Here is a 24,045-nt window from a genome sequence, read left to right on the forward strand (position 1 = left end):
GATCTCAGGCCCTGGCGCCAGTTGGTGCCAACGGACCAGCTGTCAACCGGCCCCCATAGGCCCGCGCCAGGTTGGCCTCGGTGAAAGCCGCCTCGACGGAGCCGTTGGCGATCGTCGCGCCATTGAGGATCAGCACGTCGTCGTAATATTCACGCACCGTCGACAGATCGTGATGGACGGCAATGACGGCACGTCCCTCGCCTGCCAGCCGTCGCAGGAGAGCCACGATCAGCCGCTCGGTTGCCGCATCGACGCCGGCGAGCGGTTCGTCGAGGATCAGGAGGTCGGCGTTCTGGGCCAGGGCCCGCGCGATGAAAACCCGCTGCTGCTGTCCACCGGACAGCTGGCCGATCTGCCGGTCGGCCAGATCATCGAGATCGACCTCCTTAAGGCAGGCCAGCGCTTCCTGCCGCTCCTTTTGGCCGATCCAGGCAAACGCGCCGAGCCGTCCGTAGAGCCCCATCAGGACGACGTCGATCACGGTCGCGGGAAAATCCCAGTCGACACTCAGGCGCTGCGGGACATACGCGACGCGGCGGCGGACGGCAGACAACGGCTCGCCAAGAAAACGGACGGTGCCGTCGATGCTCGGGATCATGCCCATCGCCGCCTTCAGCAGCGTGGATTTCCCAGCCCCATTCGGCCCGACGATGGCGCTCATCGCACCAGCGGAAAATCGCGCATCGACGGCGTTCAACGCCGGTTTGTCGCCATAGGCGACGGAAAGCCCGGATATTGTCAACGCGTCGGTCGTTGCAGCCTTTGCGGTGAGACGGTTCAACATCGAAAGAACTCAGCTTTCCACCAGACGGCCCGCCATGCCGCCTTCCGGCGCCATTCCGCCAAGCGCGCGGGTGATGGTGGTCACATTGGCATCGATCATGCCGAGATAGGTCCCCTGGTATGTGCCCGCCGGCCCCATGGCATCGGAAAACAGCTGCCCTCCGATCGTCACCTCATGGCCGCGCGCCGCCGCCCCTTCGATCAGGGCGCGGACATTGCGCTCCGACACCGAACTTTCGACGAAGATCGAGGTGATCTCGCGCTCGACGATCAGGTCGACCAGCCTGTCGATCTGCTGAAGCCCGGCCTCGCTCTCGGTGGACAGTCCCTGGACGCCGACAACTTCGAAATCATAGGCACGACCGAAATAGCCGAATGCATCATGCGCGGTGACCAGCACGCGCCGATCCCTGGATACGCTTGCCAACGCATCCTTCGCATAGCTGCGCAAGCCGTCGAGCTCGCCAAGATAGTCATCGGCATTCGCCGTATAGATCGAGGCGCCTTCCGGATCGAGGTCGATCAACGCATCGCGAGCCGCCTCGATCACATGGCGAAACAACGTCGGGTCCATCCAGATGTGGGGATCGAACCGATCGGGATAGGCAACGCTCGCGATCCGTTCGCCGACCGGCACCGCCTCACCCAGTGCGATCACAGGCTTCTGCCGCGCCAGGCGCTCCAGGAATTCCTCGAGCTGCGCTTCAAGATAAAGTCCGTTCCAGAACACCACGTCCGCGCGGACCATCGCAGCGATATCGGCCTGCGTCTGCCGGTAAAGATGCGGGTCGACACCTTCCCCCATCAAGGTTCGCACCTCGGCCCTGTCACCCGCAACGCGGGAAACGGCGTCCCCGATCATCGACACGGTGGCAACGATTTGCAGAGGTTTGTCTTCGGCGCGCGCCGGAGCCGAACCTGCGCTGAATGCAGCAAAGGTGCCGACGGCCAGAAGCACCAAGCCGGTCAGGCTCATCCATACTCGCCTAGCAGTCGAGCTTCTCATCATCATGGCCAACAGATAGAGCAGTCCGCCGCTAGTTTCAATTGCAAATCATTTGCAATTGCAAAAAAGCATCGCAATCGGCTGAGGATGGTTGCGCCGCACCTCTTTTGCGTCGACCTCGAATCCGGGAGAATGAACCGATGACCATCCGCCTCCTGCCAGAAACGCTGATCAACCAGATTGCCGCCGGTGAAGTCATCGAGCGCCCGGCGAGCGTCGCGAAAGAGTTGATCGAGAATGCCATCGACGCCGGCGCCCGGCGCATCGAAATTGCCACCGCGGGCGGCGGCAAGACCCTGTTGCGCGTCACCGACGACGGCCAGGGGATGGGAGTGGAGGATCTGGAACTGGCGGTGCGGCGCCACTGCACCTCCAAGATCGTCGATCATCTCGACGACATCCGCTCGCTCGGTTTTCGCGGAGAGGCGTTGCCGTCGATCGGGTCGGTCTCGCGCATGCGCATTGTCAGCCGGCTGCGCGGGGAGAAGACGGGGTTCGAAATCGCGGTGGAGGGCGGTGCCACTGCCGGGGTCCGGCCGGCGGCGGGAAACCCTGGAACCCTTGCCGAAGTCCGCGACCTGTTTTTCGCCACGCCGGCCCGTCTCAAGTTCCTCAAGAGCGAAAAGGCCGAAGCCGCGGCGCTGACAGAGGTGGTTAAACGCATCGCCCTGGCCTTTCCGCATATCCGCTTCGTCGTCAGCGGGAGCGACCGATCCACCCTTGAGCTTCCCGCCACGGGCGACGATCGGCTGGCACGGATCGCCCAGGTCCTCGGCCGCGACTTTCGTGACAACGCCATTGTGCTGGACGCGCTTCGCGAGGGAGTTGCGCTCGATGGCCACGCCGGCGTTCCGACATTCAATCGCGGCAACTCGCTGCACCAGTTCGCCTATGTCAACGGCCGCCCGGTGCAAGACAAGCTGATCTGGTCGGCCCTGCGCGGCGCGTATGCCGAGACCATGCCACGCGGGCGCTACCCGGTGGCGGTGTTGAACATCACGCTCGATCCCGCACTGGTCGACGTCAACGTGCACCCCGCGAAAGCCGATGTGCGCTTTCGCGATCCCGGGCTCGTGCGCGGCCTCATCGTCGGCGCGATCCGCGAGGCGCTGGCGCGTGAGGGAGACCGCGCGTCGACGACGGCCGCCGCCACCCTGCACGCCTATGCCCGCGCAGAGCCGGTCTGGCGGCCCCGCCATGAGGGCGCCGGCGATTACGACATCACGCGCTCGCCGTCCCGGCCGCTGGATCAAGACCAAGGCGGCTTTTCCGAACCGGGACAAAGCGGCTTTGATCATTTCACGCCGTCGGCGCGCACGGTTCCGCCCTGCGAGGATTCGGCCGTCACCGGCCGCAGGCTGGGCGCGGCGCGGGCGCAGGTGCACGCGAACTACATCGTTTCGCAGACCAATGAAGGGCTCGTCATCGTCGATCAGCATGCGGCGCATGAGAGGCTCGTGTTCGAAGCCTTGCGCAAGGCGCTTGATACCGATCGCCTCGCCTCACAGGTGCTGCTGATCCCGGAAATCGTGGATCTGCCGGAAGACGATTGCGATCGGCTCGCGGCGCATGCAGACGGGTTCGCCAGGCTCGGCCTCGTTCTGGAGCGCTTCGGGCCAGGTGCGATTGCGGTTAGAGAGACCCCTGCGATGCTCGGCGAGATCGATGCATCGGCGCTGGTCCGCGATCTCGCCGACACGATCGCCGAGTGGGACGATCCCTCGGGACTGATGGCCAAGCTGGAGCACGTCGCCGCGACCATGGCGTGCTACGGCTCCGTGCGATCGGGACGCAGTTTGCGGCCCGAGGAAATGAACGCTCTCTTGCGGCAGATGGAGGCGACGCCCGGATCCGGGCAATGCAACCATGGGCGACCGACCTATGTGGAGCTCAGCCTTTCCGACATCGAACGCCTGTTCGGGCGGCGGTAGACTTCTTGCGCCGGCCTGTTGTCGCCGTTAGGGATGGATTGCTATATCCCGTTGCAAGATGACTGCCAGCAAAGAGATGACGACGTGATGAACCGGTTCGAAGGCTCGGGTGCGAGACCCGCAAAGCTGCGCTACCTCGATGGCGATTTCCAGGTCCTGGTGCCGGGCTCGCATGTCGTTTGCGCCGTGACCGGCGCGCAGATCCCCCTCGACGAACTGAAATATTGGAGCGTTGCGCGCCAAGAGGCCTATGTCGACGTCGTCGCATCCGTCGAGGCCGAAGAGCGCGCCGGAACCTTTCGCCGCGCCTGAACCCGTGCATTGGGCACCCTCAAACGCTATCCCCGCTCGCCGTTCAACTGCTTTTCCTTGAAGCGTGCGACCGCCCTGTCCACGATGGAGGCGGGAACAGCCGGCTGGTCGAAGACCATCTCGATCGCGAGCGGCCAGGTGCGAGCGGCGAGCCTTTCAGCCTCGCCATGCAGGCCGCGCAGGCGGACCACATCCTTTTCCGTCGCGACCAGTTGCAGGTCGTCAGCATCGGCAAGTTTCATCAGTTCGACCATCTCTTCGTCCACGAATGGATGGTGGTCGCCGAAATTGCGGTGCCGGACGACCTGCGCGCCGCAATCCGTCAGCGTTCGGTAGAAGCGTCCGGGATCGCCGATTCCTGCAAAAGCGAAGACCCGCTTGCCGGCAAAGCGCTGGCCGTCCCTTGGCACGATGTGGGCTTCGTGGACCGGCTTGCCGGCGCGCGCCGCGCTGCGCACCATCGCTCCTGCCGCGCCGCCTGATCCGACGGTCAAGAGGGCCGTGGCGTGTCGAATCTGGTCGGCCACGGGCGCGCGCACCGGGCCGGCCGGAATGATGTGGCCGTTGCCGATGCCACGAGCCGCGTCGATGACGAGCAGGGCATAGTCGCTGTCAATCCGTGCGCTCTGGAAGCCGTCGTCCATGAGGATCATGTCAACGCCCTCGCCGAGCAAGGCGCGTGCGCCGCGAACACGATCGCTTGCGATCACGGTGGGCGCCCGCTCGGCCAACAGCATGGGCTCGTCGCCTACATCCTTCGCCCGATGATGTGATGGGTCGACCCGCACCGGGCCATCCATCGTGCCACCATAGCCGCGCGAGAGGATGCCGGGCTTCCTGCCCTTCTTGCGGGCAGCTTCAGCCAATGCGAGCGTCGTCGGTGTCTTGCCGGCACCGCCGACGGTGAAATTGCCGACGCAGATCACCGGCACCGGCAGCCGTTCGCGGCGGCCGCGCTCCATACGTGTGCGTGCCACCTGTCCATAGGCCCAGGCAAAGGGCCACAGGCCCCGCGCACGCCAGTCGGACTCCTGCCACCAGAAAGGCGGCGCCTCGCTCACCATTGCCGCTTACTCCTGCTGCTTCTCCCGATCATAGGCATGAAGGCGCGCCTTCACGGTCAGGGGGTTGATATAGGGCTCAAGCGCCTTGAGCGTGAGGGCCAGCGCGCCGCGCATGTCATTGACCGTGGCGGCACCGGCCCTGATCATCTCCCCGCGCACCTTGTGGTTGGACAGCAGATAGTGCACCGCCTTGCGCAGCATTTCGGCGTCACGCACGATCCGCCCGCCGCCATTCTTCAAAAGGCGCTGATAGGTCTCGCGAAAATTCTGCACGTTTCGACCGGACAGCACGGCACAGCCGAGCATGGCCGGTTCGAGCGGATTCTGACCGCCCTCGCTTGCCATGGACCGCCCGACAAAAACGACTTCGGTCAAACGCAAATAGAGCCCCATCTCGCCGATCGTATCGCCGAGGAAAATGTCGGTTTGCGAATTGATCACATCGCCGCGCGAGCGCCGCGCGACGGTCAGGTCGCGCGCGGTGAGCATCGCTTCCACGTCGTCGCCGCGCTCAGGATGGCGCGGCACGATGATCGTCAGGGCCTTGTGATGCGGCCGGATGAATTCATGAACGTCGGCGGCGATCTCTTCTTCGCCCTGAAAGGTGGAGATCGCGGCCCAGGTCAACCGCGCACCGATCTGGCTCTTCAACACGTCCAGTTCGGCGGGATCGTATGGCGGCGCGTTTGTGTCGACCTTGAGATTGCCGGAAACGGTCACCGGCCGCGCGCCGAGCCGGCGAAACCGTTCGGCGTCGACATCGGTCTGTGCGACGACGTGGGACAGGTTCTCCAGCAGCGCTTCGGCAATGCTCGAGCGGCGGCTCCAGCGCGCGAAGGAGCGATCCGACAGACGGCCATTGACGAGGACCTGCGGAATGCGGCGCGCGCCCAGTTCAAGGATCGTCATCGGCCAGATTTCCGATTCAGCGATGATCGCCAGATCGGGCTGCCAATGATCGAGGAAGCGGCACACCGCCGTCTTGAGATCGAGCGGCACGTATTGGTGAATGATTTCAGGCGCCAACCGGTCTCTTGCAATCGTCGCGGAGGTTACGGTGCCGGTCGTCAGCACCACCGAGATGCCGCGCGCGGCAACTTCCTCGATGAGGGGAATGACGGCCGATGTCTCTCCGACGCTTGCAGCGTGAAACCAGACGAGCGGGCCGACCGGCCGCGCGGCGCTCGGGTAGCCGTATCGCTCACGCCTTCGCGAATGTTCCTCTTTGCCCTTCGCCGCGCGCATCGACAGATAGCCACCGACGAATGGATAGATCGCGCCACCGAGCCATCGATAGCCGGTCAGCGCCGTGCGGGCCCAGCGCTCGCTCATCCTTTGCTCTCCACTGCTTCGTAGGCGTCCTTCGTGACCTGGTCGAGACCTGCCGTCACCGCCTGTCGAGCGCTTTCCAGCGCAGCTTCATCGGCATCGCGCGAGACGCGAATCGGCGCACCGATCTTCACACAACGGCGCCCGAACGGCAGATTTATGGTCATCCGGTCCCAGGCTTTCTCGACAATGTGGTGCCGGCTTGTGGCAAGCGCGAGTGGCACGATCGGCCTGCCGGATATTTTGGCAAGACGCACGATGCCCTCACCAGCCTGTCGCGGCGCGCCCTTCGAAATGTCCGCGATCATCACGACATGGCGACCGCGGCGCAGCGCATTCCTGAGCGCGATGAGAGCCTTGACGCCGCCCTTGCGTTCCGTCGCCGCGCGCACCCGGCCACCGGAGCCGCGCACGACCTCGTTGCCGGACAGGAGGAGCACCCTGGCGTTGATCTCCGCATCGGCGCTGCGAGAGACGAGACCTGCAACCTTCTCGCCAGCAGGGCGCGTGAACTGCACCAACATCTGCTGGCCATGCCAGAGCGCGATGATCAACGGTCCTTCCCGCTGCGCGATCTCCGCCAGGTCCTGCGACCCGGCAACGGGGCGGTTCGTCCTGAAGGCCAGCCACAGATAGGAAAAGAGAACACGCGCGGCGATTGTCTGGAACAGATCCGACCGCAAGATGCGCTTTCCCAGGGGCGCAACTGTCGCCTTCATCCCAGTGCGCCTGTGCTTCGACAAAGACAATGGAAGGTCAGATTGTGGATTTCACGGCGGTCACCGTCTCGGTGTCGGGATCGAGAAGCCGGTGCATGTGGACGATGAAGTAGCGCATGTGGGCGTTGTCGACCGTCTGTTGCGCCTTGGCTTTCCAGGCAGTGTGCGCCGACTGGTAGTCGGGAAAGATACCGACGACGTCAAGATTTTCCAGATCGCGGAAGCGGACTTCCTTCAGGTTGACGAGCTCGCCACCGAAAACGAGATGGAGAAGCTGCCTGTTTTCTTCGCCAGCCATCGACACAATCCTCTCATGTGAGAAACCAAGCGGGGTTTGGGACAATTCAGCTGAAAGGTCAATGGCGGCCGCGGCGCGCGCTCAGCCCGTTGCCCGCTCCTGCAGACGTTCGACCGTACGCGCCAGACCCGGCATCAATTCTCCGATGCCGGCGACCAGGATTCCATGATCGGTCTGCTGGCGGTTATAGACGATTTCCTCGCCGCCGAGCGTCGTGACGCCTCCGCCAACCCGACGAAGGATCAGATCCGCAGCGGCGATATCCCAATCGCGCGCGCGCGGCTTCACCAGCGTGGCATCGAGCCGTCCGTCGGCGATCATCGCGAGCCTGTAGGCAAGCGACGGGACGTGCGGCATGCGCTGCACCGGACGGCCGACCGCATCGGCAACACCGTCGATCAACGCCGTCGGCGCGGCAAACCGCAACGTTTCCTGAGGAGCAAGAAGACCGATGGGCAAGGCAACACCGTTCTTCGTGGCAGAACCGGAGGTGCCAGCGGCGAAAGTCTCGCCAAGTGCCGGAGCGACCAGAACGCCGGCAACCGGAACGCCGGCACGCACGACGGCGATGCTGACGCACCAGGTCTCATCGCCCTGAATGAAGGCCCGCGTGCCGTCGATCGGGTCAACGACGAATACACTGTCGTGTGTCAGGCGATCGGCGGCGTCGAACGTCTCCTCCGACAGCCAGCCGAATTCCGGCCGCGCGGAAAGCAAGACGTCCTTGAGATACGTATCGACCGCCACATCGGCGGCCGATACTGGCGAGGTGCCGTTGTTCTTGTACCAGACCTCCGGATCACGGCGAAAATGGCGCATGGCGATGTCGCCGGCCTCGACACCTGCCGCCAGGATGAGATCGAGATCGTCATCCAAGATCCGTTGACGTCGATCAGCGTCCGGCAAGCGTCATGCCCTCGATTGCGATGGTCGGCGCGGCGGTGCCGAACTTCCGGTCGATGTCGTCGGCCGGCGTCACCCGCATGAACATCTCCTTGAGATTGGAGGCGATCGTCACCTCGGAGACGGGGTAAGCCAATTCGCCGTTCTCGATCCAGAACCCGCTGGCGCCGCGGCTGTATTCGCCCGTCACCATGTCCACGCCCTGGCCGATGAGCTCGGTGACATAGAAACCTGTGCCGACGGAGCGGATCAGAGCTTCGGGTGTGATATCGCCAGGCTCGAGCGCGAGATTGGTCGATGCCGGATTGACATTGTTGCCACCCCTGACCCCGCGCCCATTCGTCTTCAAACCGAGTTCGCGCGCCGTGGAGGTGGAGAGGAACCAATGCTGCAGAACACCGTCCTTGATCATCTCAAGACGGCTGCCCTTGACGCCTTCGCCATCGAATGGCCTGGAGGCCGGCCCGCGCCTGATCTGCGGATCGTCCGTGATCGTGACCGTCGGGCTCATGACCGCCTGGCCCATCCGGTCGCGCAGAAAGCTTGTCTTGCGGGCCACCGGCGTGCCGTTGATCGCGGAAGCGACGTGCCCCAGGAAGCCGCGCGCAACACGCGGGTCGAAGACAACCGTGATGTTGCGGCCCGTATCGGCCTGGCGCGGGTTGACGCGGCGAACCGTGCGCTCACCGGCACGTCGGCCGATCTCCTGCGGATCATCGAGTTCATCGAAGAAAAGCCGGCTGTCGAAATCGTAGTCCCGCTCCATGCGGGTTCCTTCGCCCGCAATCACGCTAACGGACCGTCCAAAGCGCGATCCCGGATATGAGCCTGAAAACCCATGCGAGGTGACAAGCACCATGCCGCCCATGCCCGCAGAGGCGCTCGCTCCCGCGGAATTGGTGACGCCAGGGACAGCGCGCGCCGCCGCTTCCATGGCCAATGCCGCCTCGGTCAGTTGCGCGGCCGTGACGACAGTTGGATCGAAACGGTCCAGATCCTCTATCGTGCGCGCCAGATCGGCCTCGTCAGCCAGCCCGGCGAAAGGATCTTCCGGCGAGACCCTTGCCATCGCAACGGCGCGCTCGGCCAGTTCCCTGGCGTCGAAGCCCTTGCCGGCGGAGACGCTGGCGACGCGCTTTCCGACGAACACACGCAGCGAGAAATCGTCGCTTTCGGAGGCTTCGGTGCCTTCAACCTCGCCAAGGCGCACCGTGACAGAAGTCGAGCGGCCCCGTGCCACCACCGCGTCGGCCGCATCCGCGCCAGCGGCTTTTGCAAGCTCGACGAGGCGTTCAGCCTCCGTTTCGAGCGTGCGCGCATCGAATGCACGCATATCCTGATATGTCATGAGGCCTGCCTTTCTCTGCGCCTGATGTATGGCCGGAAGCGATCAGCATCAAGCCACCGCGCTGGCTCAGCCCTTCAGATAGCCCAGCATCGTCTGCGCGTCCGACACTTCGACGCCAACGCCGGGCGGATTGTCCCTGAAGCCGGGTTCGACGAAAAGCCTGCGTATTTCACCGTCGACAACGTGCATCGAGTAGCGCCAACTGCGCATGCCCATGCCCAGCCCCGAGCGCTCGACCAGCATGCCCATCTTGCGGGTAAATTCCCCGTTGCCATCGGGCAGCATGAAGACTTTCTGAATGTCGCGGCTGCGGGCCCACTGGAACAGGACGAAAGCGTCGTTGACCGACAGGCAGAAGACGCGATCGATGCCAAGCGCAAGAAACGCGTCGTAGTTTTGTTCGTAGCCGGGAAGATGGCTCTCCGAGCAGGCGGGCGTGAATGCGCCGGGAACGGCGAACAGGACCACGTTCCGACCGGCGAAGAGATCGGACGTCGTCAGATCCTTCCACTCGAACGGATTGGGCCCTTCAAGCGCGTCATTGCGTATCCGGGTATGGAAGGTGGCATCGGGAACGCGGGCGGGTGTCATATCGTCTCCGTCGATGTCGGTGTGGCAGGAAGCCAGTTCGGGTCGCTTTTTCTATAGCGAAGCATTGCCTGTTTGCCGATCTCTTCCCAGGGGGCGAGATACATTCTATTGACGGCAGCGCCAGCAAATCGGAGCCGACGACATGACACGTCCATTTCATCTTGCCTTTCCCATTCGCGATATCGAAGAGACCCGGCGCTTCTACCGGGACGTCCTTGGCTGCGCGATCGGGCGATCGTCGGAAAGCTGGGTCGATTTCGACCTTTACGGCCACCAGTTGTCGGGCCATGTGCGCGCCGATGGCGCGGCGGCCGGCGGCGACAGCGGAACGGTCGATGGCAAAGCCGTTCCCATCCCGCATTTCGGCGTCGTCCTCGACATGGACGCGTGGCGCACCCTTGCCGCGCGGCTGGAAGGCGAAGCGTCCATCGACTGGATCTTGAAACCGCAGATCCGCTTTGAAGGCGAGCCCGGCGAACAGGCGACGCTCTTCATTCGCGATCCGTCCGGCAACGCGCTGGAGTTCAAGGGCTTCAAGGATATGTCGTCAGTCTTCGCGGTCTGATCCGCGGGACCCCTCTTGTTGCCGGCGGTGGCGCGCGAAAGCGGCATCGAGGGCACATTTCAGCTCTTCGCGGATAGGGCTCGACGCTTCCAGGATATCAGCCGCCCGCGGAAAATCCATGACGCGAAAGCGGCCGACATCCGGTCGCAGGAAGATGTCCGGCGGGGCGTTTTTCAGCTTCATGGTGATGATCGACTGCATCATCAGCTGATTGGCCCCGAAGATCGCATCGATGCGCGACGGAATCTTCGACGGATTGCCGCAGGGCCCACCAACAACATCGATGCCGATGACGATATCGGCGAGACCGAGCAGATGGTCATAGGGAACGGGGTTGTAGATACCACCGTCGATCACGACGCGGCCATCGCGCAGGACCGGGCGAAACACCGCGGGGATGGCCGCCGACGCACCGATTGCGTTGTAGAGATCACCGGAGTCGCACACCCGCTCGCACTGGGCGTAGTAATCGGTCAGAATGATCTTGGTCGGTATCTGCAGATCCTCGAAATTTTCGGGGATCGCCTCTGGCAGAAAGCCGTGAAGGATGCGCTCCACGTCGAACCGTCCGAACTGGCTGCGACGGCTGAAGACTTCCTTCATCGTTTGCGGTCGAAGCTTCCAGAGCCTTGAAGCCACTTCCGACCAATTGCCGACGGTGGCCAGCGCGAACTCCCGAATTTCCCGTCCCATCATACCGGAGGCCATGGCCGATCCGATGATCGCGCCGATCGATGCGCCGGAGATGGCTACGGGCCGGATATCCAGTTCATCCAGCACTTCCACGACATGGATATGCGCAAGGCCCCGCGCCCCGCCGCCGCCAAAGGCAACCGCCACCGTCGGCTCCGCGGTGCGCCGCTCCATCTCCAGCGTCATTGGCGATTTCGCATCGATCAAGCTCATTGGCGCTTCAATCAGGCTCGTGGCGATAGAAGTGAATGCTCGTTTCTCCGAATACACGTGATTCGAGCAGATTTAATGAACGATCCGGCTGCGGCAGGACATCGGACCGTTCTTCGAGCAGGACCAGGGCTCCGGGGGTGACCCACCCGCCCGCCAGCGCCGAAGCGAGCGCCTTTTCGCCCAGGCCCTTGCCATAGGGCGGGTCGGCGAACACGAATGTGAAGGGCTGCATGCGCTGGCACTGACCGAGCGCCGTGGCATCGCGACGGAAAATCTTCGTGCGACCCTGCAGGCCGAGGCTTTCGATGTTGGACTGGATGAGCGCCCGCCCCTCGACCGACTGTTCAACGAAGATCGCCGCTGCCGCGCCGCGCGAAAGCGCTTCCAGCGCGACGGCGCCCGTTCCGGCGAAAAGCTCCAGCACACGGGCCCGCGCCACCGTTTCGGGATAGCTGTGAGCAAGAATGTTGAACAGGCTTTCGCGCGTGCGGTCGCTGGTCGGCCGGATGGCCCTGGAACGGGGCGCTGCCAGAGGGCGCCCGCCGAACTCACCGCCGACGATCCGCACCGCCTCGACCCTTTCCATTGCCGCCACGAGGAGCGCCCTTGCCGGGGCCGCCCTTGTCGGGACGGCCGCGTGATCTGTCGGAGGCCGGTCCCCGCGCACCTCCAGACGGTCTGCCGCCCGTTGGTTGATCCTGACGCTTGGCGCCGGCCGGCTTGCCCGGCCGCTTGCCATCGTCCGGTCTGCCGGTGCGCGACGGTTTCGCAGCGCCGGTTCCCCGTTCGCTCTTGTCGCGGGATGACTTGCCCGGCGCCGAACGTGCCGGCCCGTCAGCGCGTCCGCGCCAAGGCTTTGCCGTCTCCTCGCTGGCGGTCGCGCCGGAGGTAAAGGGCCCCGAGCGCCGACGGCTCTGGCGCTCGTCCTTGGAAGCCTGCCGCGCTTCGGCCTCGGCCTTTTCCGCTGCGCGTTTCGGTCCCATGGGACGGGCACCCGGAGCGATCCAGACATTGGCGGAGCGCCGACGCTGCGGACCGCCGGGCTTCTTGCTGGCAGGCTTGGCGCCCGGCGCCTGGTCGCGAGGACGATCGCCGCGCTTGGTGTCCAGGCGCGCACGATCGCGCTCAGCGCGGTCCGCCGGCTTTTCGCGTTTTTCGCGCATTGCGGCCGGCGATTTCGTTTCGGCCGCCGGCGCGGCAGCATGCGCCGCCAACGGCGCGTCGAAATCGGCGCCTGCCTCCTCGATCAATCGGGGGCCCAATTGGTCACGCAAGGTCCGTCCACGCACTTCCTGAACGTGGCCTTCGGCCATGTCAGCCAGTTGAAACGGCCCGTAGGACACACGGATCAGACGATTGACCTCAAGGCCGAGCGCGCCGAGAACATTCTTGATCTCGCGGTTCTTGCCTTCGCGCAGCCCCATGGTGATCCAGACATTGGACCCCTGCTTACGCTCCAGCACCGCATCGATCGCACCGTAGAGGACCCCTTCGACGGCGATGCCGTCCTTCAACTCGTCCAATCTGTCCTGATCGATATCGCCATGGGCGCGCACGCGGTAACGGCGCAGCCAACCCGTGGTCGGAAGTTCGAGCACACGCGCCAGCCCGCCGTCATTGGTCAGAAGCAGCAGACCTTCCGTGTTGATGTCCAGGCGACCGATGGTCATCACGCGCGGCAGGTCGGCAGGCAGCCTGGCGAAAATCGTGGCCCGGCCTTCTGGATCACGGTTGGTCGTCACGAGTCCGGCGGGCTTGTAGTAGAGCCAGAGCCGCGTGCGCTCGATGCCGTCGACAACGACGTCGTCGACCTCGATGCGATCTGCCAGGGTCACGTTGACTGCCGGTGTGTCGAGGACCTTGCCATTGAGTTTCACCCGGCCAGCGGCGATCATCCGCTCGACATCACGGCGCGAGGCGATGCCGGCGCGCGCGAGCAGCTTCGAGATGCGCTCGGGCTCCGGCGCCGAACCGGTCTCATCCGCCATGTTGGGCTTCGGCCGCGGCTTTTCTCCCCGCCCCGATGGCTTCCTGTCCTTGCCCCCATCCTTTGTGGCCTTGCGCGGCGCAAAGCGGGGCTTGTCTGATGGCGTCATATGCTGTTTGCCTTTCCGGCGCATCCGTTCACGATGCGAAATCTCTGTCTGCAGGCTCTACCAAATCGCGAGCCGGGGAGTAAGACGCTTATGCAGCGGGGCGACCGCCTGACCTACATGGATATCGCGCTGGCGGAAGCCGAGGCGGCCAGCCTGCGCGGTGAGGTCCCGGTCGGCGCCGTCATCGTTCTCGACGGCGTCATTCTCGCCCGGGCGGGAAACCGCACACGGGCGGACAACGACGTGACGGCGCATGCGGAAATCGCCGCGATCCGCGCGGCCGCCGCGCAACGCGGTGCCGAAAGGCTCACCGGCGCCGATCTTTATGTCACGCTCGAACCCTGCGCCATGTGCGCTGCCGCCATTTCCTTCGCGCGCATTCGCCGCCTCTATTTCGGTGCGTCGGACGAGAAGGGCGGCGCGGTGGTGAGTGGCGTGCGGTTCTTCGATCAGCCCACCTGCCATCACGCGCCCGATGTCTATCCGGGGATCGGCGAGCGATCGGCGATGCGACTGCTCAAGGATTTCTTTCAGGACAAACGCTGATCAGAAAGGCCACCAGCGCCGCTCATTGCCCGGCCGCTCGGCAAGGCGCTCGCGGCGCCGTTCCTTGGAGCGTTCGGTCTCGCCAAAATCACCAACCGGCGCGGTCTCGGCCGGCCGGCGGTAGTCGAGCGGCGGCTCGCTGAGGAAATTGCGGCGGGTCGGATTGCTGCCGCGGGCGACTTCCTGGGCGGCGCGATAACGCTCCTGCGATTCGCGCGTGTCCTGCGAGCCGGGCGGCGGCGGGCCATCGGCTCCGCCACCCACGACGGGCGGATAAGCCCTGCTGCCGGTATAACCCGTGCGCGGTGCGTTCAACCCTGCAGCCTGTCCGCCGGAGAGATCGGCCTCGGCACGCAGGCGATCGCGCGTTTCTTCCGGCGATTCCGGCCACTGCTCACTCGATGCAACGCTCGGCTGCGGTGGTGGCAACTGGGCATTATCGGGCGGCGTTACCAGATCCGGGCGCGGCTGGTATTCGATATCGGCGCCCTGTGGCGTGCGGATCGAAGCAGCCGAGGAAAGATCGTCCAGGAGCTGCTCGGCTGCGGTCTGGTCCGTGCCGTAGGTCGGGCTGCCCATGCATCCCGACAGCACCATCGTACCGGCGCCGAACGCAGCGACCGTCGCGGCAATGCGGATCAATTCAACACGCTTCATCAGAAATTTCCCTGCCTCGGAGACGGGCCGACCGCCTGATGTCGCAGCCCTTGCTCCAGAATTCCGGCGTTTTCCAGGCATCCTCTTATCGGATCGCTGTCGGAGGAGCAATCAGGCCAAAATGCAAATGAATGCCCAATCCATGGGAACCGGATTCTATGTCAAATGTTATAGCGAACACAAACCCCACATAATTTCAGGGGTATTCAGGACCGCCGACAATGCATCGTCCCTTCCCTTTGCCGGCGGTCCTGACTTTTTCATTTCAATGCCAAGCCAACCACCTAGCGCCTCAGAGGCGACCAAGCGACGCCAGTTCCCGCAGCGCAGCCGCATCGCGCGCCGAGACCTCGGGAAACTCCGCATCCGAGCCGACATCGTCGGTGATACGCCAGGAACGCGCACATTTGCGCCCTTCCGCTTCCGCGGGAACGACGGCGACATCCTGAACGTCATCGAGCCGGAAGGCGTCTTTCGGTCCCTCCCCCGCGAGAAGTTCGATGCCGGATGTGATGCAGATTTCCTCAAAATCATGCCCGCTCAGCGCGTTCATGAGGCTTTCGTCCGCGATATAGACCTTTGGCGCGGCCTCCAGCGAGGAGCCGATGCGTTTTTCACGCCGTTCGATTTCCAGCGCTCCGGTCACGACGCGGCGCACGGTGCGGATCTTCCGCCACTTTTCCGCAAGCACCGCATTCTCCCAATCGACCGCCATGCGCGGAAACTGCTCGAGATGCACCGACACCCTCGATGGATCACGCGAAAGCCAGGCCTCCTCCATGGTGAAAGGAAGCATCGGAGCCATCCAGGTCACCAGGCAATCGAAAATCTGGCGGATGACCTGCAGCGCAGCCTTGCGACGAATGCTCGACGGCGCATCGCAGTAGAGCGCATCCTTGCGGATGTCGAAATAGAACGCCGACAGTTCGACATTGGCGAAATCGATGAGCGCGCGCGAGACGCGCTTGAAATCGAAATCGTCGTAACCCTTGCGGACTAGCCGATCAAGTTCGGTCAGCCGGTGCAGCATGAGACGCTCCAACTCGGGCATCTCCGACAGGGCAACGTCCTCGCCCTCGTCATGCGCAAGCGTGCCCAGCATCCAGCGGATCGAATTGCGCAGTTTGCGGTAGGAATCGATGTTGGTCTGGATGATCGCCTTGCCGAGCCGCTGGTCCTCGCCATAGTCAGTGGTCATGACCCACAGACGCAGGATGTCGGCACCCGATTGGGCCATCACCTCCTGAGGCGTCACGGTATTGCCCTTGGATTTGGACATCTTCTCGCCCTTCTCGTCCATGGTGAAACCATGGGTGATGACGGCGTCGTAAGGTGCCCGGCCACGCGTTGCGCAGCTCTCAAGAAGCGAGGAATGGAACCAGCCGCGGTGCTGGTCGGAACCTTCGAGATAGACATCGGCCGGCCACTTCAGGTCGGGCCGGTCTTCGAGCGTGAAAGTGTGGGTGGAGCCGGAATCGAACCACACATCAAGGATGTCCATGACCTGGTGCCAGCGGGCGTGATCATGGTCGTTGCCAAGAAAGCGTTCCTTGGCACCTTCAGCAAACCAGGCGTCGGCGCCGTCAGCCTCGAAGGCTTCCAGGATGCGCGCATTCACCGCTTCATCGACAAGGATCTCGCCGTGCTCGTCGGCGAAAATCGCGATTGGTACACCCCACGCCCTTTGGCGGGACAGCACCCAATCCGGTCGATCCTCGATCATCGCCCGCAGCCGGTTCTGGCCAGCCGACGGCACGAAGCGCGTCTGGTCGATCGCCGCGACAGCGCGCGTCCTCAAGGTCGAGCCATCTTCGAACGCCTTGTCCATATGGACAAACCATTGCGGCGTGTTGCGGAAGATCACGGGCTTCTTGGAGCGCCAGGAATGCGGATAGGTATGCTTCAGCCGACCGCGCGCGAACAGCATGTCCTTGTCGATTAGGGCGGCGATGACGCGCTTGTTGGCATCGCCCTTCTTGCCCTTGTCGTCGATGACCCGCGCGGCGCCTTCGGGTGCATCGGGGCCGAGGCCCGGCGCATCGGACGTGTAAAAGCCAGCGTCATCGACGGTGAACGGGATCTTCGAGGAGATGCCGCGCGCTTCCAGTTCGCGGGCATGGTCCATCCACGCATCAAAGTCTTCGCGGCCATGGCCGGGCGCGGTGTGCACGAACCCCGTGCCGGCATCATCGGTCACATGATCGCCGGCCACCAGTGGCACCACGAAATCATAGCCGCCGCCGAACCCGCTGAGCGGATGCGCGCATTCGGTCCCCGCCAGTTCGCTGGCGTCGACCGTGCGAAGCCGCGTCAGCGTCAGTTTCGCCTTGTCCGCGCTGTCTTCTGCGAGCGCGTCGGCAAAGACGACCTTTTCACCCGCCTGCGGGCCGAAATCGTTTTCGGCAGCCGCTACCTCGTAGAGCCCGTAGGCGATGCGCGGCGAATACGAAATGGCCCGGTTGCCCGGGATCGTCCAGGGCGTCGTCGTCCAGATGACGATATGCGCGCCGAGCAGATCGGACGATTCCGAAGTGCGCTCGAAGACCTCTCCGTCGCTCGGACCCTTCAGGCGGCCATCGGCACCAACGTCTACACCGGCGCGTGCCGGCGCCCCGGCAGCGGTGATCGGAAACTTCACCCAGACGGTATCGGATTCATAGTCCTGATATTCCACCTCCGCCTCGGCGAGCGCAGTTCGCTCGACCACGGACCACATGATCGGCTTTGAGCCCCGGTAGAGCTGGCCGGACTTGGCGATCTTCATCAGTTCGCCTGCGATCCGGGCCTCGGCGTGGAAGTTCATCGTGGTGTACGGCCGATCGAAGTCCCCCTCGATGCCAAGACGCTGGAATTCCTCTGTCTGGACCGCAATCCAGTGTGCAGCAAAGTCGCGGCACTCCTGGCGGAATTCGTTGACCGGCACATTGTCCTTGTCGAGGCCCTTGGCGCGATACTGCTCCTCGATCTTCCACTCGATCGGCAGGCCGTGGCAGTCCCAGCCGGGCACATAGTTGGAGTCGCGCCCGCGCATCTGGAACGAACGGGTGATGACATCCTTCAAGATCTTGTTCAGCGCATGGCCAATGTGGATGTTGCCGTTGGCGTAGGGCGGCCCGTCATGCAGCACGAACTTGTCCCGTCCGGCGGCATCCTCGCGCAGCTTGCGGTAAAGGTTCATCTCCTGCCAGCGTTCGACGAGTTCCGGCTCCTTCTTGGGCAGCCCGGCGCGCATCGGAAAATCCGTCCTGGGCAGATTGAGCGTCTTGGAATAGTCGAATGCCTGTGTATCGGCTTTGGCCTGATCGTTCATGATGTCCGCTTTTTCATGCTGCCGCGGCTTCGATTGCCCACGGCCGTAATTCGTCTCTGGAGAAATGCGCACCGCCCTGTGGACCTGCGGCCCGACCGGTTGCGAAAGCAGGCAGCTCCCGGACCTTCCGCTTCGGCCAACCGCCGATCAGCGAAAAGCCGGGCTCATAATTCGCAGCACGGGATCTTTGAATACGCTCGACATGGCAGCGCTTCTATCAATGCGCGGCGCGCGAATAAAGCGCTTTTCATGGACGAAGGCGGCGATCAGAAGTTCAGGACCCGGTCGAGATCTTCCAGTGGTCGGACGCCGGACAGGAGAGCGCGCGCCTGCATCTCGTCCTCCTTCATCTGTTCGACCAGTGCCGCAAGCCCATCGAACTTTTCTTCGGGGCGCAGAAATCCGAAGAAGGCAACGCTGGCTATCTCGCCATAAAGATCGCCGTCGAAGTCGAAGAGATACGTCTCAAGCAGCGGCGTGCCGTCGCTTTCCACGGTCGGACGATGACCGAAACTTGCGACCCCATCGTGGAGCGTGCCGTCCGCGCGACGGTAGCGCACCGCGTAGATGCCCGGTTTCAAGGCCATGTCCGGCGCAAGCAGCATGTTGGCCGTGGGATAGCCGAGTGTGCGGCCGAGTTGGCGCCCCGCAATGACCTTGCCTTCCACGGTGAAGCGATAGCCCAGCAATCCGGCTGCCTCGACGACGTCGCCTTCAGCAATCAGGCTCCGGATGCGCGATGAAGAGATGATCGTCGCGTTCTCGTCACGAAAGGCATCGACGAGGGTGACGCCGAAGCCGTGCCGCGCGCCGGCCTCGATCAGATAGGCGGGGCCGCCCTCGCGGCCCTTGCCGAAGTGGAAATCGACACCCGTGACCACGTGGCCAACGCCAAGACGTCCAATGAGCACCGAAGCGATGAAATCCTCGGCGCCCTGGGCTGCGAAGTGCTTGTCGAAAGCGCATTCGATTACGCTACCGAAGCCGAGATGGCCAAGGAGCCTTGCTTTCATTGCAGCCGGCGTCAGCCGGAACACCGGCGCCTCTGGCTTGAAGAAGGTCCGTGGGTGCGGCTCGAAGGTCAGCACAGCGGCCTGAGCCTTACGGTCCAGCGCGATGGCGAGGGCCCTGTCGAGGACAGCGCGATGGCCGCGGTGGACGCCATCGAAATTGCCGATCGCGACGACAGCGCCGCGCAATTCCTCGGGCAGCGCCTCGCCCGGACCTATTCTCCTGATAGCTGTCTTGGGGGACGGCAACATCGATCGTCTCTCAGGCCAGCCTCGGCATCCAGTAGTCGGGCGCCGCACCCTCCTTTTTCAGGAAGGCATCCAGACGCTCGGGATCGATGCGCCCGCTGGATGCGTAGTCACGGGCATGGATGCCGGCGGCCACGTAAAGAAGATCCAGGCCGTAGTCCTCGGCGCCCTTGACGTCCGTCGGCATGCCGTCCCCGATCGCCAGGGCCCTTACTGGATCAGCCGCGCCGCGCAGGTCAGCCACATGCTCGAGCGCAGCATCGTACATCGCCGGATAGGGCTTGCCAGTCAGACGGACTTCACCGCCCATGTCGGCATAGACGGCGGCGAGCGCACCGGCGCACAAGACAAGCCTGTCGCCGCGCTCGACGATGAGATCGGGATTGGCGCAGATGAACGGGACGCCACGTTCGACCCAGGGAGCGAACATCGTGCGGTAATCGTCCGGCTTGTCGTTCTCGTCATCAAACGGGCCGGTGCAAAGGATGGTCTCGGCGCGCTCGGCGTCCACGCGCTCGACGTCCAGCCCCTCCAGGAGGGTGAGATCGCGATCGAGACCGAGGAAATACAATCTGGGCGATGCGGCAGCAATCAGCTTGCGCGTCACGTCGCCCGAGGTGACGATGCGGTCATAGGCCGAGCGCGGGACACCGATCCCGTCAAGCTGCAAAGCGACTTCCCGATTGCGGCGCGGCGAATTGGTGATGAGGACCACCGTCAGCCCGGCCTCGCGCGCCGCCTGCAGTGCGCGGCAGGCATCGTCCCAGGCTGCCACGCCGTTATGCAGCACACCCCAAACATCACACAGCAGCGCGTCGTAGTTCGCATGGAGATCGTTCAGTCTGGAAATTTCGCTCGCCATGCAGCCATCACACTCGGAGAATTCGGAAAGAAGAAGGGCGGGATCCCGGCCTTCCGTGACATTGCGCAGAGGCGTCGCGAATACAAGGGGCATTGTAACGCATGATGCCGCCGCTTATGTGCGGAGAATGGGCCGGAGCCATTCAGCAAATGCCTTCGGCGTACGAAAAGCTCCTTGACAGCCATCCCCCACATGCCTATCTCCGCCGCCAGTTAGCACTCTCCCCTACCGAGTGCTAACATCCAGCGCGCCGCATTTTGGGCGACGCTGTCATGACATGTCATTCGACCGAGGGTTAAGACAATGGCAAACACCAATTTCCGTCCGCTTCACGACCGCGTCGTCGTCAAGCGCGTCGAATCCGAAGAAAAGACCGCCGGCGGGATCATCATTCCGGACACCGCCAAGGAAAAGCCGCAGGAAGGCGAAATCGTCGCCGTCGGCTCGGGCGCACGCGACGACAGCGGCAAGCTCGTTGAACTCGACGTCAAGGTCGGCGACCGCGTGCTGTTCGGCAAGTGGTCGGGCACCGAAGTCAAGCTTGGCGGCGAAGACCTTCTGATCATGAAGGAAGCCGACATCATGGGCATCATCGGCTGAGGCCGGTCGTCCACAGTCCGCACAAGTCCATTCAAGTAGACAAGCTAGGGCAAACGCCCGGGAGTTATCGCAATGGCTGCTAAGGAAGTAAAATTTGGCCGCAGCGCGCGCGAGCGCATGCTGCGCGGCGTCGACGTTCTCGCTGACGCGGTGAAGGTCACGCTCGGCCCGAAGGGTCGCAACGTCGTTATCGACAAGTCGTTCGGCGCACCGCGCATCACCAAGGACGGCGTTTCCGTCGCCAAGGAAATCGAACTTGAGGACAAGTTCGAGAACATGGGCGCCCAGATGGTCCGCGAAGTCGCTTCGAAGACCAACGACGTCGCCGGCGACGGCACAACGACCGCCACGGTTCTCGCTGCCTCGATCGTCAAGGAAGGCAACAAGGCCGTTGCCGCCGGCATGAATCCGATGGACCTGAAGCGGGGCATCGACCTCGCCGTCAAGGAAGTCGTCTCCGAACTCGCCAACATTGCCAAGCCGATCAACACCTCGGCTGAAGTCGCCCAGGTCGGCACCATTTCGGCCAATGGCGACAAGCAGGTCGGCGATGACATTGCCGAAGCCATGCAGAAGGTCGGCAACGAAGGCGTCATCACTGTCGAGGAAGCCAAGACCGCCGAGACCGAACTCGAAGTCGTCGAAGGCATGCAGTTCGACCGCGGCTACCTTTCGCCGTACTTCGTGACCAACCCTGAAAAGATGGTTGCCGAACTCGAAGACGCTTACATCCTGCTGCACGAGAAGAAGCTCTCGAACCTTCAGGCGATGCTTCCGGTTCTCGAATCGGTCGTTCAGTCGGGCAAGCCGCTCGTCATCATCTCCGAGGATGTCGAAGGCGAAGCGCTCGCGACGCTCGTCGTCAACAAGCTGCGTGGCGGCCTCAAGATCGCTGCCGTCAAGGCACCGGGCTTCGGCGACCGCCGCAAGGCCATGCTTGAGGACATCGCGATCCTGACCGGCGGCCAGGTGATCTCCGAAGACATCGGCATCAAGCTCGAGAATGTAACCCTCGACATGCTCGGTCGTGCCAAGAAGGTCTCGATCACCAAGGAAAACACCACGATCGTCGATGGCGCAGGCCAGAAGAGCGAGATCGAAGGCCGCGTTGCCCAGATCAAGCAGCAGATCGAAGAAACCTCTTCGGACTACGATCGCGAGAAGCTCCAGGAGCGCCTTGCCAAGCTTGCTGGCGGTGTTGCCGTGATCCGCGTCGGCGGTTCGACGGAAGTCGAAGTGAAGGAAAAGAAGGACCGCATCGACGACGCGCTGAACGCGACGCGCGCTGCTGTTCAGGAAGGCATCGTGCCGGGTGGCGGCGTTGCGCTTCTGCGCGCATCGGCCAACCTCAAGGCCAAGGGCGAAAACGCCGACCAGGACGCCGGCGTCAACATCATCCGCCGCGCCCTTCAGACTCCGGCCCGCCAGATCGCCGAGAACGCCGGTGACGAAGCCTCGATCGTTGTTGGAAAGATCCTCGAGAACTCCGACGCGAACTACGGCTACAACGCGCAGACGGGCGAATATGGCGACATGATCAAGATGGGCATCGTCGATCCCGTCAAGGTCGTGCGCACGGCCCTTCAGGACGCAGCTTCGGTTGCCGGCCTGCTCGTCACCACCGAAGCGATGATCGCCGAGCTTCCCAAGAAGGAATCGGCCGGCGGCGGCGGCGGCATGCCCGACATGGGCGGAATGGGCGGCATGGGCATGATGTAAGACGCGCCAAAGCGCGTCGGCATCACCTGCCGATAGACACGGAAAAGGGCGGCTCGCAAGGGCCGCCCTTTTTCGTTTGTCGAACCTGATTGCCCGCAGATCGCCGATTGCCTCAGGCGCGCTGTGCCGCTGCGAGAGTGGCGTTTTCCGCGTCGAAACGCCTCTGAGCCGCCTCCACGCGCTCGCGATTGGCCACGGCCCATTCACCGAGGGCACGCAACGGTACCAGCAATTCGCATCCGAGGTCAGTCAGCGCATAGTCGACACGCGGCGGGATGGTCGGCGTGACCGTCCGGGTCACATAGCCATCACGTTCCAGGCCTCGCAGCGTCGTTGTCAGCATTTTCTGCGAGATTCCGTCGATCGCCCGGCGCAACTCGGAAAACCGCATCGTGCCATTGCCGAGATAGCTGACGACAAGAACCGACCATTTGTCACCGATGCGCGAAAGGATCTGGTTCACGGGCCGGCAGGCTTCCGTGACGACGAAGGGATCCGACGCGCTGCCGGTTACATGGTGGTGAGCGGGTTTCATGAAAGTGCCTCCTTGTGCACTCGCCTTCAGTCTCCAATATAGCGTTAGGCACTTATTGTTACCAGAGCACCATAGGATACCTTGAGAATGAGCAAGCTGAAACTCGCAGTCATCGTCGGCAGCACGCGCGACGGCCGCTTTGCCGAAAAGCCCGCCGAATGGATCGCAGATCTCGCCCGTACGCAAGGCGACTTCTCGGTCGAGGTCCTTGATCTGAAGGACTATCCGATGGGCTTTTACGGTGATCCGGCAACCAGCGAGACCGAAACCGAGACGGCGGCGAACTGGAAACGCAAGATTCGCGAATTCGATGCCTATGTCTTCACGGCCGCCGAATACAATCACGCACCGACGGCCGTGCTGAAGAACGCGATCGACCATGGCGAGTGGATCAAGAAGCCGGCCGGCTTCGTCGGATATGGAGGCGTGGGCGGCGCGCGCGCCGTCGAGCAATTGCGGCAGATCGCGGTGGAAATGCAGATGGCATCGGTCAAGACCGGCGTCCACATCCTGTGGCCGGACTATCTGCCGGTGGCAAAGGGCGAAACGTCCCTGAGCGATTTGGCCCATCTCAACGAAGCTGGCGAGACGATGCTCGATCAGCTGGCCTGGTGGGGCAAGGCGCTGCGCGCCGCGCGCCAGAGCGAGGAGCAGTCTTCACTCGCGAAGGCGTCTTGAGGCCAGAGGCCCATGATGAAGGCCCGGG

At 63.5% G+C, this 24,045-nt stretch carries 24 protein-coding genes; 7 read left to right on the forward strand and 17 right to left on the reverse strand.

What is annotated here, in order from left to right:
* Window positions 1–4: 4 nt before the first annotated feature.
* Entirely contained in the window at window positions 5–784 is a 780-nt protein-coding gene (locus CN673_RS05990) for a metal ABC transporter ATP-binding protein (RefSeq protein ID WP_099865331.1), read from the reverse strand.
* Window positions 785–793: 9 nt separating this feature from the next.
* Window positions 794–1,759, reverse strand: coding sequence for a metal ABC transporter solute-binding protein, Zn/Mn family (locus CN673_RS05995; protein WP_198585911.1), 966 nt, complete (start codon window positions 1,757–1,759; stop codon window positions 794–796).
* A 170-nt stretch (window positions 1,760–1,929) separates the two neighbouring features.
* On the opposite strand from CN673_RS05995, the gene mutL reads away from it, so the two are divergent.
* On the forward strand, window positions 1,930–3,720 hold the full coding sequence (gene mutL / locus CN673_RS06000) for a DNA mismatch repair endonuclease MutL (RefSeq protein WP_099865333.1): 1,791 nt from the start codon (window positions 1,930–1,932) through the stop codon (window positions 3,718–3,720).
* Between the two features lie 87 nt (window positions 3,721–3,807).
* Window positions 3,808–4,032 carry a DUF2093 domain-containing protein gene (locus CN673_RS06005; protein ID WP_198585912.1) on the forward strand — a complete coding sequence of 75 codons (225 nt, stop codon included), beginning with the start codon at window positions 3,808–3,810 and terminating at the stop codon, window positions 4,030–4,032.
* Window positions 4,033–4,058: 26 nt separating this feature from the next.
* Here CN673_RS06005 and lpxK read toward each other — a convergent pair whose 3' ends face one another.
* From lpxK to CN673_RS06040, 7 genes are all read right to left on the reverse strand, one after another.
* On the reverse strand, window positions 4,059–5,096 hold the full coding sequence (gene lpxK, locus CN673_RS06010) for a tetraacyldisaccharide 4'-kinase (RefSeq protein ID WP_099865334.1): 1,038 nt from the start codon (window positions 5,094–5,096) through the stop codon (window positions 4,059–4,061).
* 6 nt (window positions 5,097–5,102) lie between these two features.
* Window positions 5,103–6,428, reverse strand: a complete 1,326-nt coding sequence (gene waaA, locus CN673_RS06015) for a lipid IV(A) 3-deoxy-D-manno-octulosonic acid transferase (protein ID WP_099865335.1) — start codon at window positions 6,426–6,428, stop codon at window positions 5,103–5,105.
* Entirely contained in the window at window positions 6,425–7,144 is a 720-nt protein-coding gene (locus tag CN673_RS06020; RefSeq protein ID WP_099865336.1) for a lysophospholipid acyltransferase family protein, read from the reverse strand. The genes waaA and CN673_RS06020 overlap by 4 nt, the downstream gene beginning before the upstream one ends.
* A gap of 37 nt (window positions 7,145–7,181) precedes the next feature.
* Window positions 7,182–7,448 carry a DUF4170 domain-containing protein gene (locus CN673_RS06025; protein WP_198585913.1) on the reverse strand — a complete coding sequence of 89 codons (267 nt, stop codon included), beginning with the start codon at window positions 7,446–7,448 and terminating at the stop codon, window positions 7,182–7,184.
* A gap of 75 nt (window positions 7,449–7,523) precedes the next feature.
* Complete coding sequence (locus CN673_RS06030; protein ID WP_245409800.1) at window positions 7,524–8,318, reverse strand: 3'(2'),5'-bisphosphate nucleotidase CysQ; 795 nt, start codon at window positions 8,316–8,318, stop codon at window positions 7,524–7,526.
* A 16-nt stretch (window positions 8,319–8,334) separates the two neighbouring features.
* Window positions 8,335–9,678 (reverse strand): TldD/PmbA family protein, encoded by a 1,344-nt coding sequence (locus tag CN673_RS06035; protein ID WP_099865623.1) that lies wholly within the window; start codon window positions 9,676–9,678, stop codon window positions 8,335–8,337.
* Window positions 9,679–9,759: 81 nt separating this feature from the next.
* Window positions 9,760–10,284 (reverse strand): peroxiredoxin, encoded by a 525-nt coding sequence (locus CN673_RS06040; protein ID WP_099865338.1) that lies wholly within the window; start codon window positions 10,282–10,284, stop codon window positions 9,760–9,762.
* A gap of 142 nt (window positions 10,285–10,426) precedes the next feature.
* Here CN673_RS06040 and CN673_RS06045 point away from each other — a divergent pair, with 142 nt between their 5' ends.
* Window positions 10,427–10,849, forward strand: coding sequence for a VOC family protein (locus CN673_RS06045; RefSeq protein WP_099865339.1), 423 nt, complete (start codon window positions 10,427–10,429; stop codon window positions 10,847–10,849).
* Here the strand turns inward: CN673_RS06045 and CN673_RS06050 are convergent.
* Genes CN673_RS06050 through CN673_RS06060 form a run of 3 tightly spaced genes read right to left on the reverse strand, consistent with a single transcriptional unit; the run spans window position 10,832 to window position 13,851 of the window.
* Entirely contained in the window at window positions 10,832–11,755 is a 924-nt protein-coding gene (locus CN673_RS06050) for a patatin-like phospholipase family protein (protein WP_245409801.1), read from the reverse strand. The genes CN673_RS06045 and CN673_RS06050 overlap by 18 nt on opposite strands.
* A gap of 7 nt (window positions 11,756–11,762) precedes the next feature.
* Entirely contained in the window at window positions 11,763–12,323 is a 561-nt protein-coding gene (gene rsmD, locus CN673_RS06055; RefSeq protein WP_099865340.1) for a 16S rRNA (guanine(966)-N(2))-methyltransferase RsmD, read from the reverse strand.
* A complete protein-coding gene (locus CN673_RS06060) occupies window positions 12,304–13,851 on the reverse strand; it encodes a pseudouridine synthase (protein WP_099865341.1) in 1,548 nt (515 codons plus the stop codon). The genes rsmD and CN673_RS06060 overlap by 20 nt, the downstream gene beginning before the upstream one ends.
* 90 nt (window positions 13,852–13,941) lie before the next feature.
* Here CN673_RS06060 and CN673_RS06065 point away from each other — a divergent pair, with 90 nt between their 5' ends.
* A complete protein-coding gene (locus CN673_RS06065) occupies window positions 13,942–14,397 on the forward strand; it encodes a nucleoside deaminase (RefSeq protein WP_245409802.1) in 456 nt (151 codons plus the stop codon).
* Here CN673_RS06065 and CN673_RS06070 read toward each other — a convergent pair whose 3' ends face one another.
* From CN673_RS06070 to CN673_RS06085, 4 genes are all read right to left on the reverse strand, one after another.
* The gene (locus CN673_RS06070) at window positions 14,398–15,054 is read right to left on the reverse strand and encodes a hypothetical protein (RefSeq protein ID WP_099865342.1); all 657 of its coding nucleotides are present in this window, start codon (window positions 15,052–15,054) and stop codon (window positions 14,398–14,400) included.
* A gap of 292 nt (window positions 15,055–15,346) precedes the next feature.
* The gene (gene ileS, locus CN673_RS06075; RefSeq protein ID WP_099865343.1) at window positions 15,347–18,364 is read right to left on the reverse strand and encodes an isoleucine--tRNA ligase; all 3,018 of its coding nucleotides are present in this window, start codon (window positions 18,362–18,364) and stop codon (window positions 15,347–15,349) included.
* Window positions 18,365–18,630: 266 nt separating this feature from the next.
* Window positions 18,631–19,626 carry a bifunctional riboflavin kinase/FAD synthetase gene (locus CN673_RS06080; RefSeq protein WP_099865344.1) on the reverse strand — a complete coding sequence of 332 codons (996 nt, stop codon included), beginning with the start codon at window positions 19,624–19,626 and terminating at the stop codon, window positions 18,631–18,633.
* A 10-nt stretch (window positions 19,627–19,636) separates the two neighbouring features.
* Window positions 19,637–20,485, reverse strand: coding sequence for a TIGR01459 family HAD-type hydrolase (locus CN673_RS06085; RefSeq protein WP_099865626.1), 849 nt, complete (start codon window positions 20,483–20,485; stop codon window positions 19,637–19,639).
* Window positions 20,486–20,788: 303 nt separating this feature from the next.
* Here CN673_RS06085 and groES point away from each other — a divergent pair, with 303 nt between their 5' ends.
* Both groES and groL read left to right on the forward strand, forming a co-directional pair.
* On the forward strand, window positions 20,789–21,085 hold the full coding sequence (groES, locus tag CN673_RS06090; RefSeq protein WP_099865345.1) for a co-chaperone GroES: 297 nt from the start codon (window positions 20,789–20,791) through the stop codon (window positions 21,083–21,085).
* Between the two features lie 72 nt (window positions 21,086–21,157).
* A complete protein-coding gene (groL, locus tag CN673_RS06095) occupies window positions 21,158–22,804 on the forward strand; it encodes a chaperonin GroEL (RefSeq protein WP_099865346.1) in 1,647 nt (548 codons plus the stop codon).
* Window positions 22,805–22,916: 112 nt separating this feature from the next.
* Here groL and CN673_RS06100 read toward each other — a convergent pair whose 3' ends face one another.
* Window positions 22,917–23,339: a winged helix-turn-helix transcriptional regulator gene (locus CN673_RS06100; protein WP_099865347.1), complete on the reverse strand. Its 423-nt coding sequence runs from the start codon at window positions 23,337–23,339 to the stop codon at window positions 22,917–22,919.
* Between the two features lie 87 nt (window positions 23,340–23,426).
* Here CN673_RS06100 and CN673_RS06105 point away from each other — a divergent pair, with 87 nt between their 5' ends.
* Window positions 23,427–24,017 (forward strand): NADPH-dependent FMN reductase, encoded by a 591-nt coding sequence (locus CN673_RS06105; protein ID WP_099865348.1) that lies wholly within the window; start codon window positions 23,427–23,429, stop codon window positions 24,015–24,017.
* Window positions 24,018–24,045: the final 28 nt, after the last annotated feature.

This window comes from Neopararhizobium haloflavum (assembly GCF_002750855.1).
In the GTDB taxonomy this organism is placed as follows: domain Bacteria; phylum Pseudomonadota; class Alphaproteobacteria; order Rhizobiales; family Rhizobiaceae; genus Georhizobium; species Georhizobium haloflavum.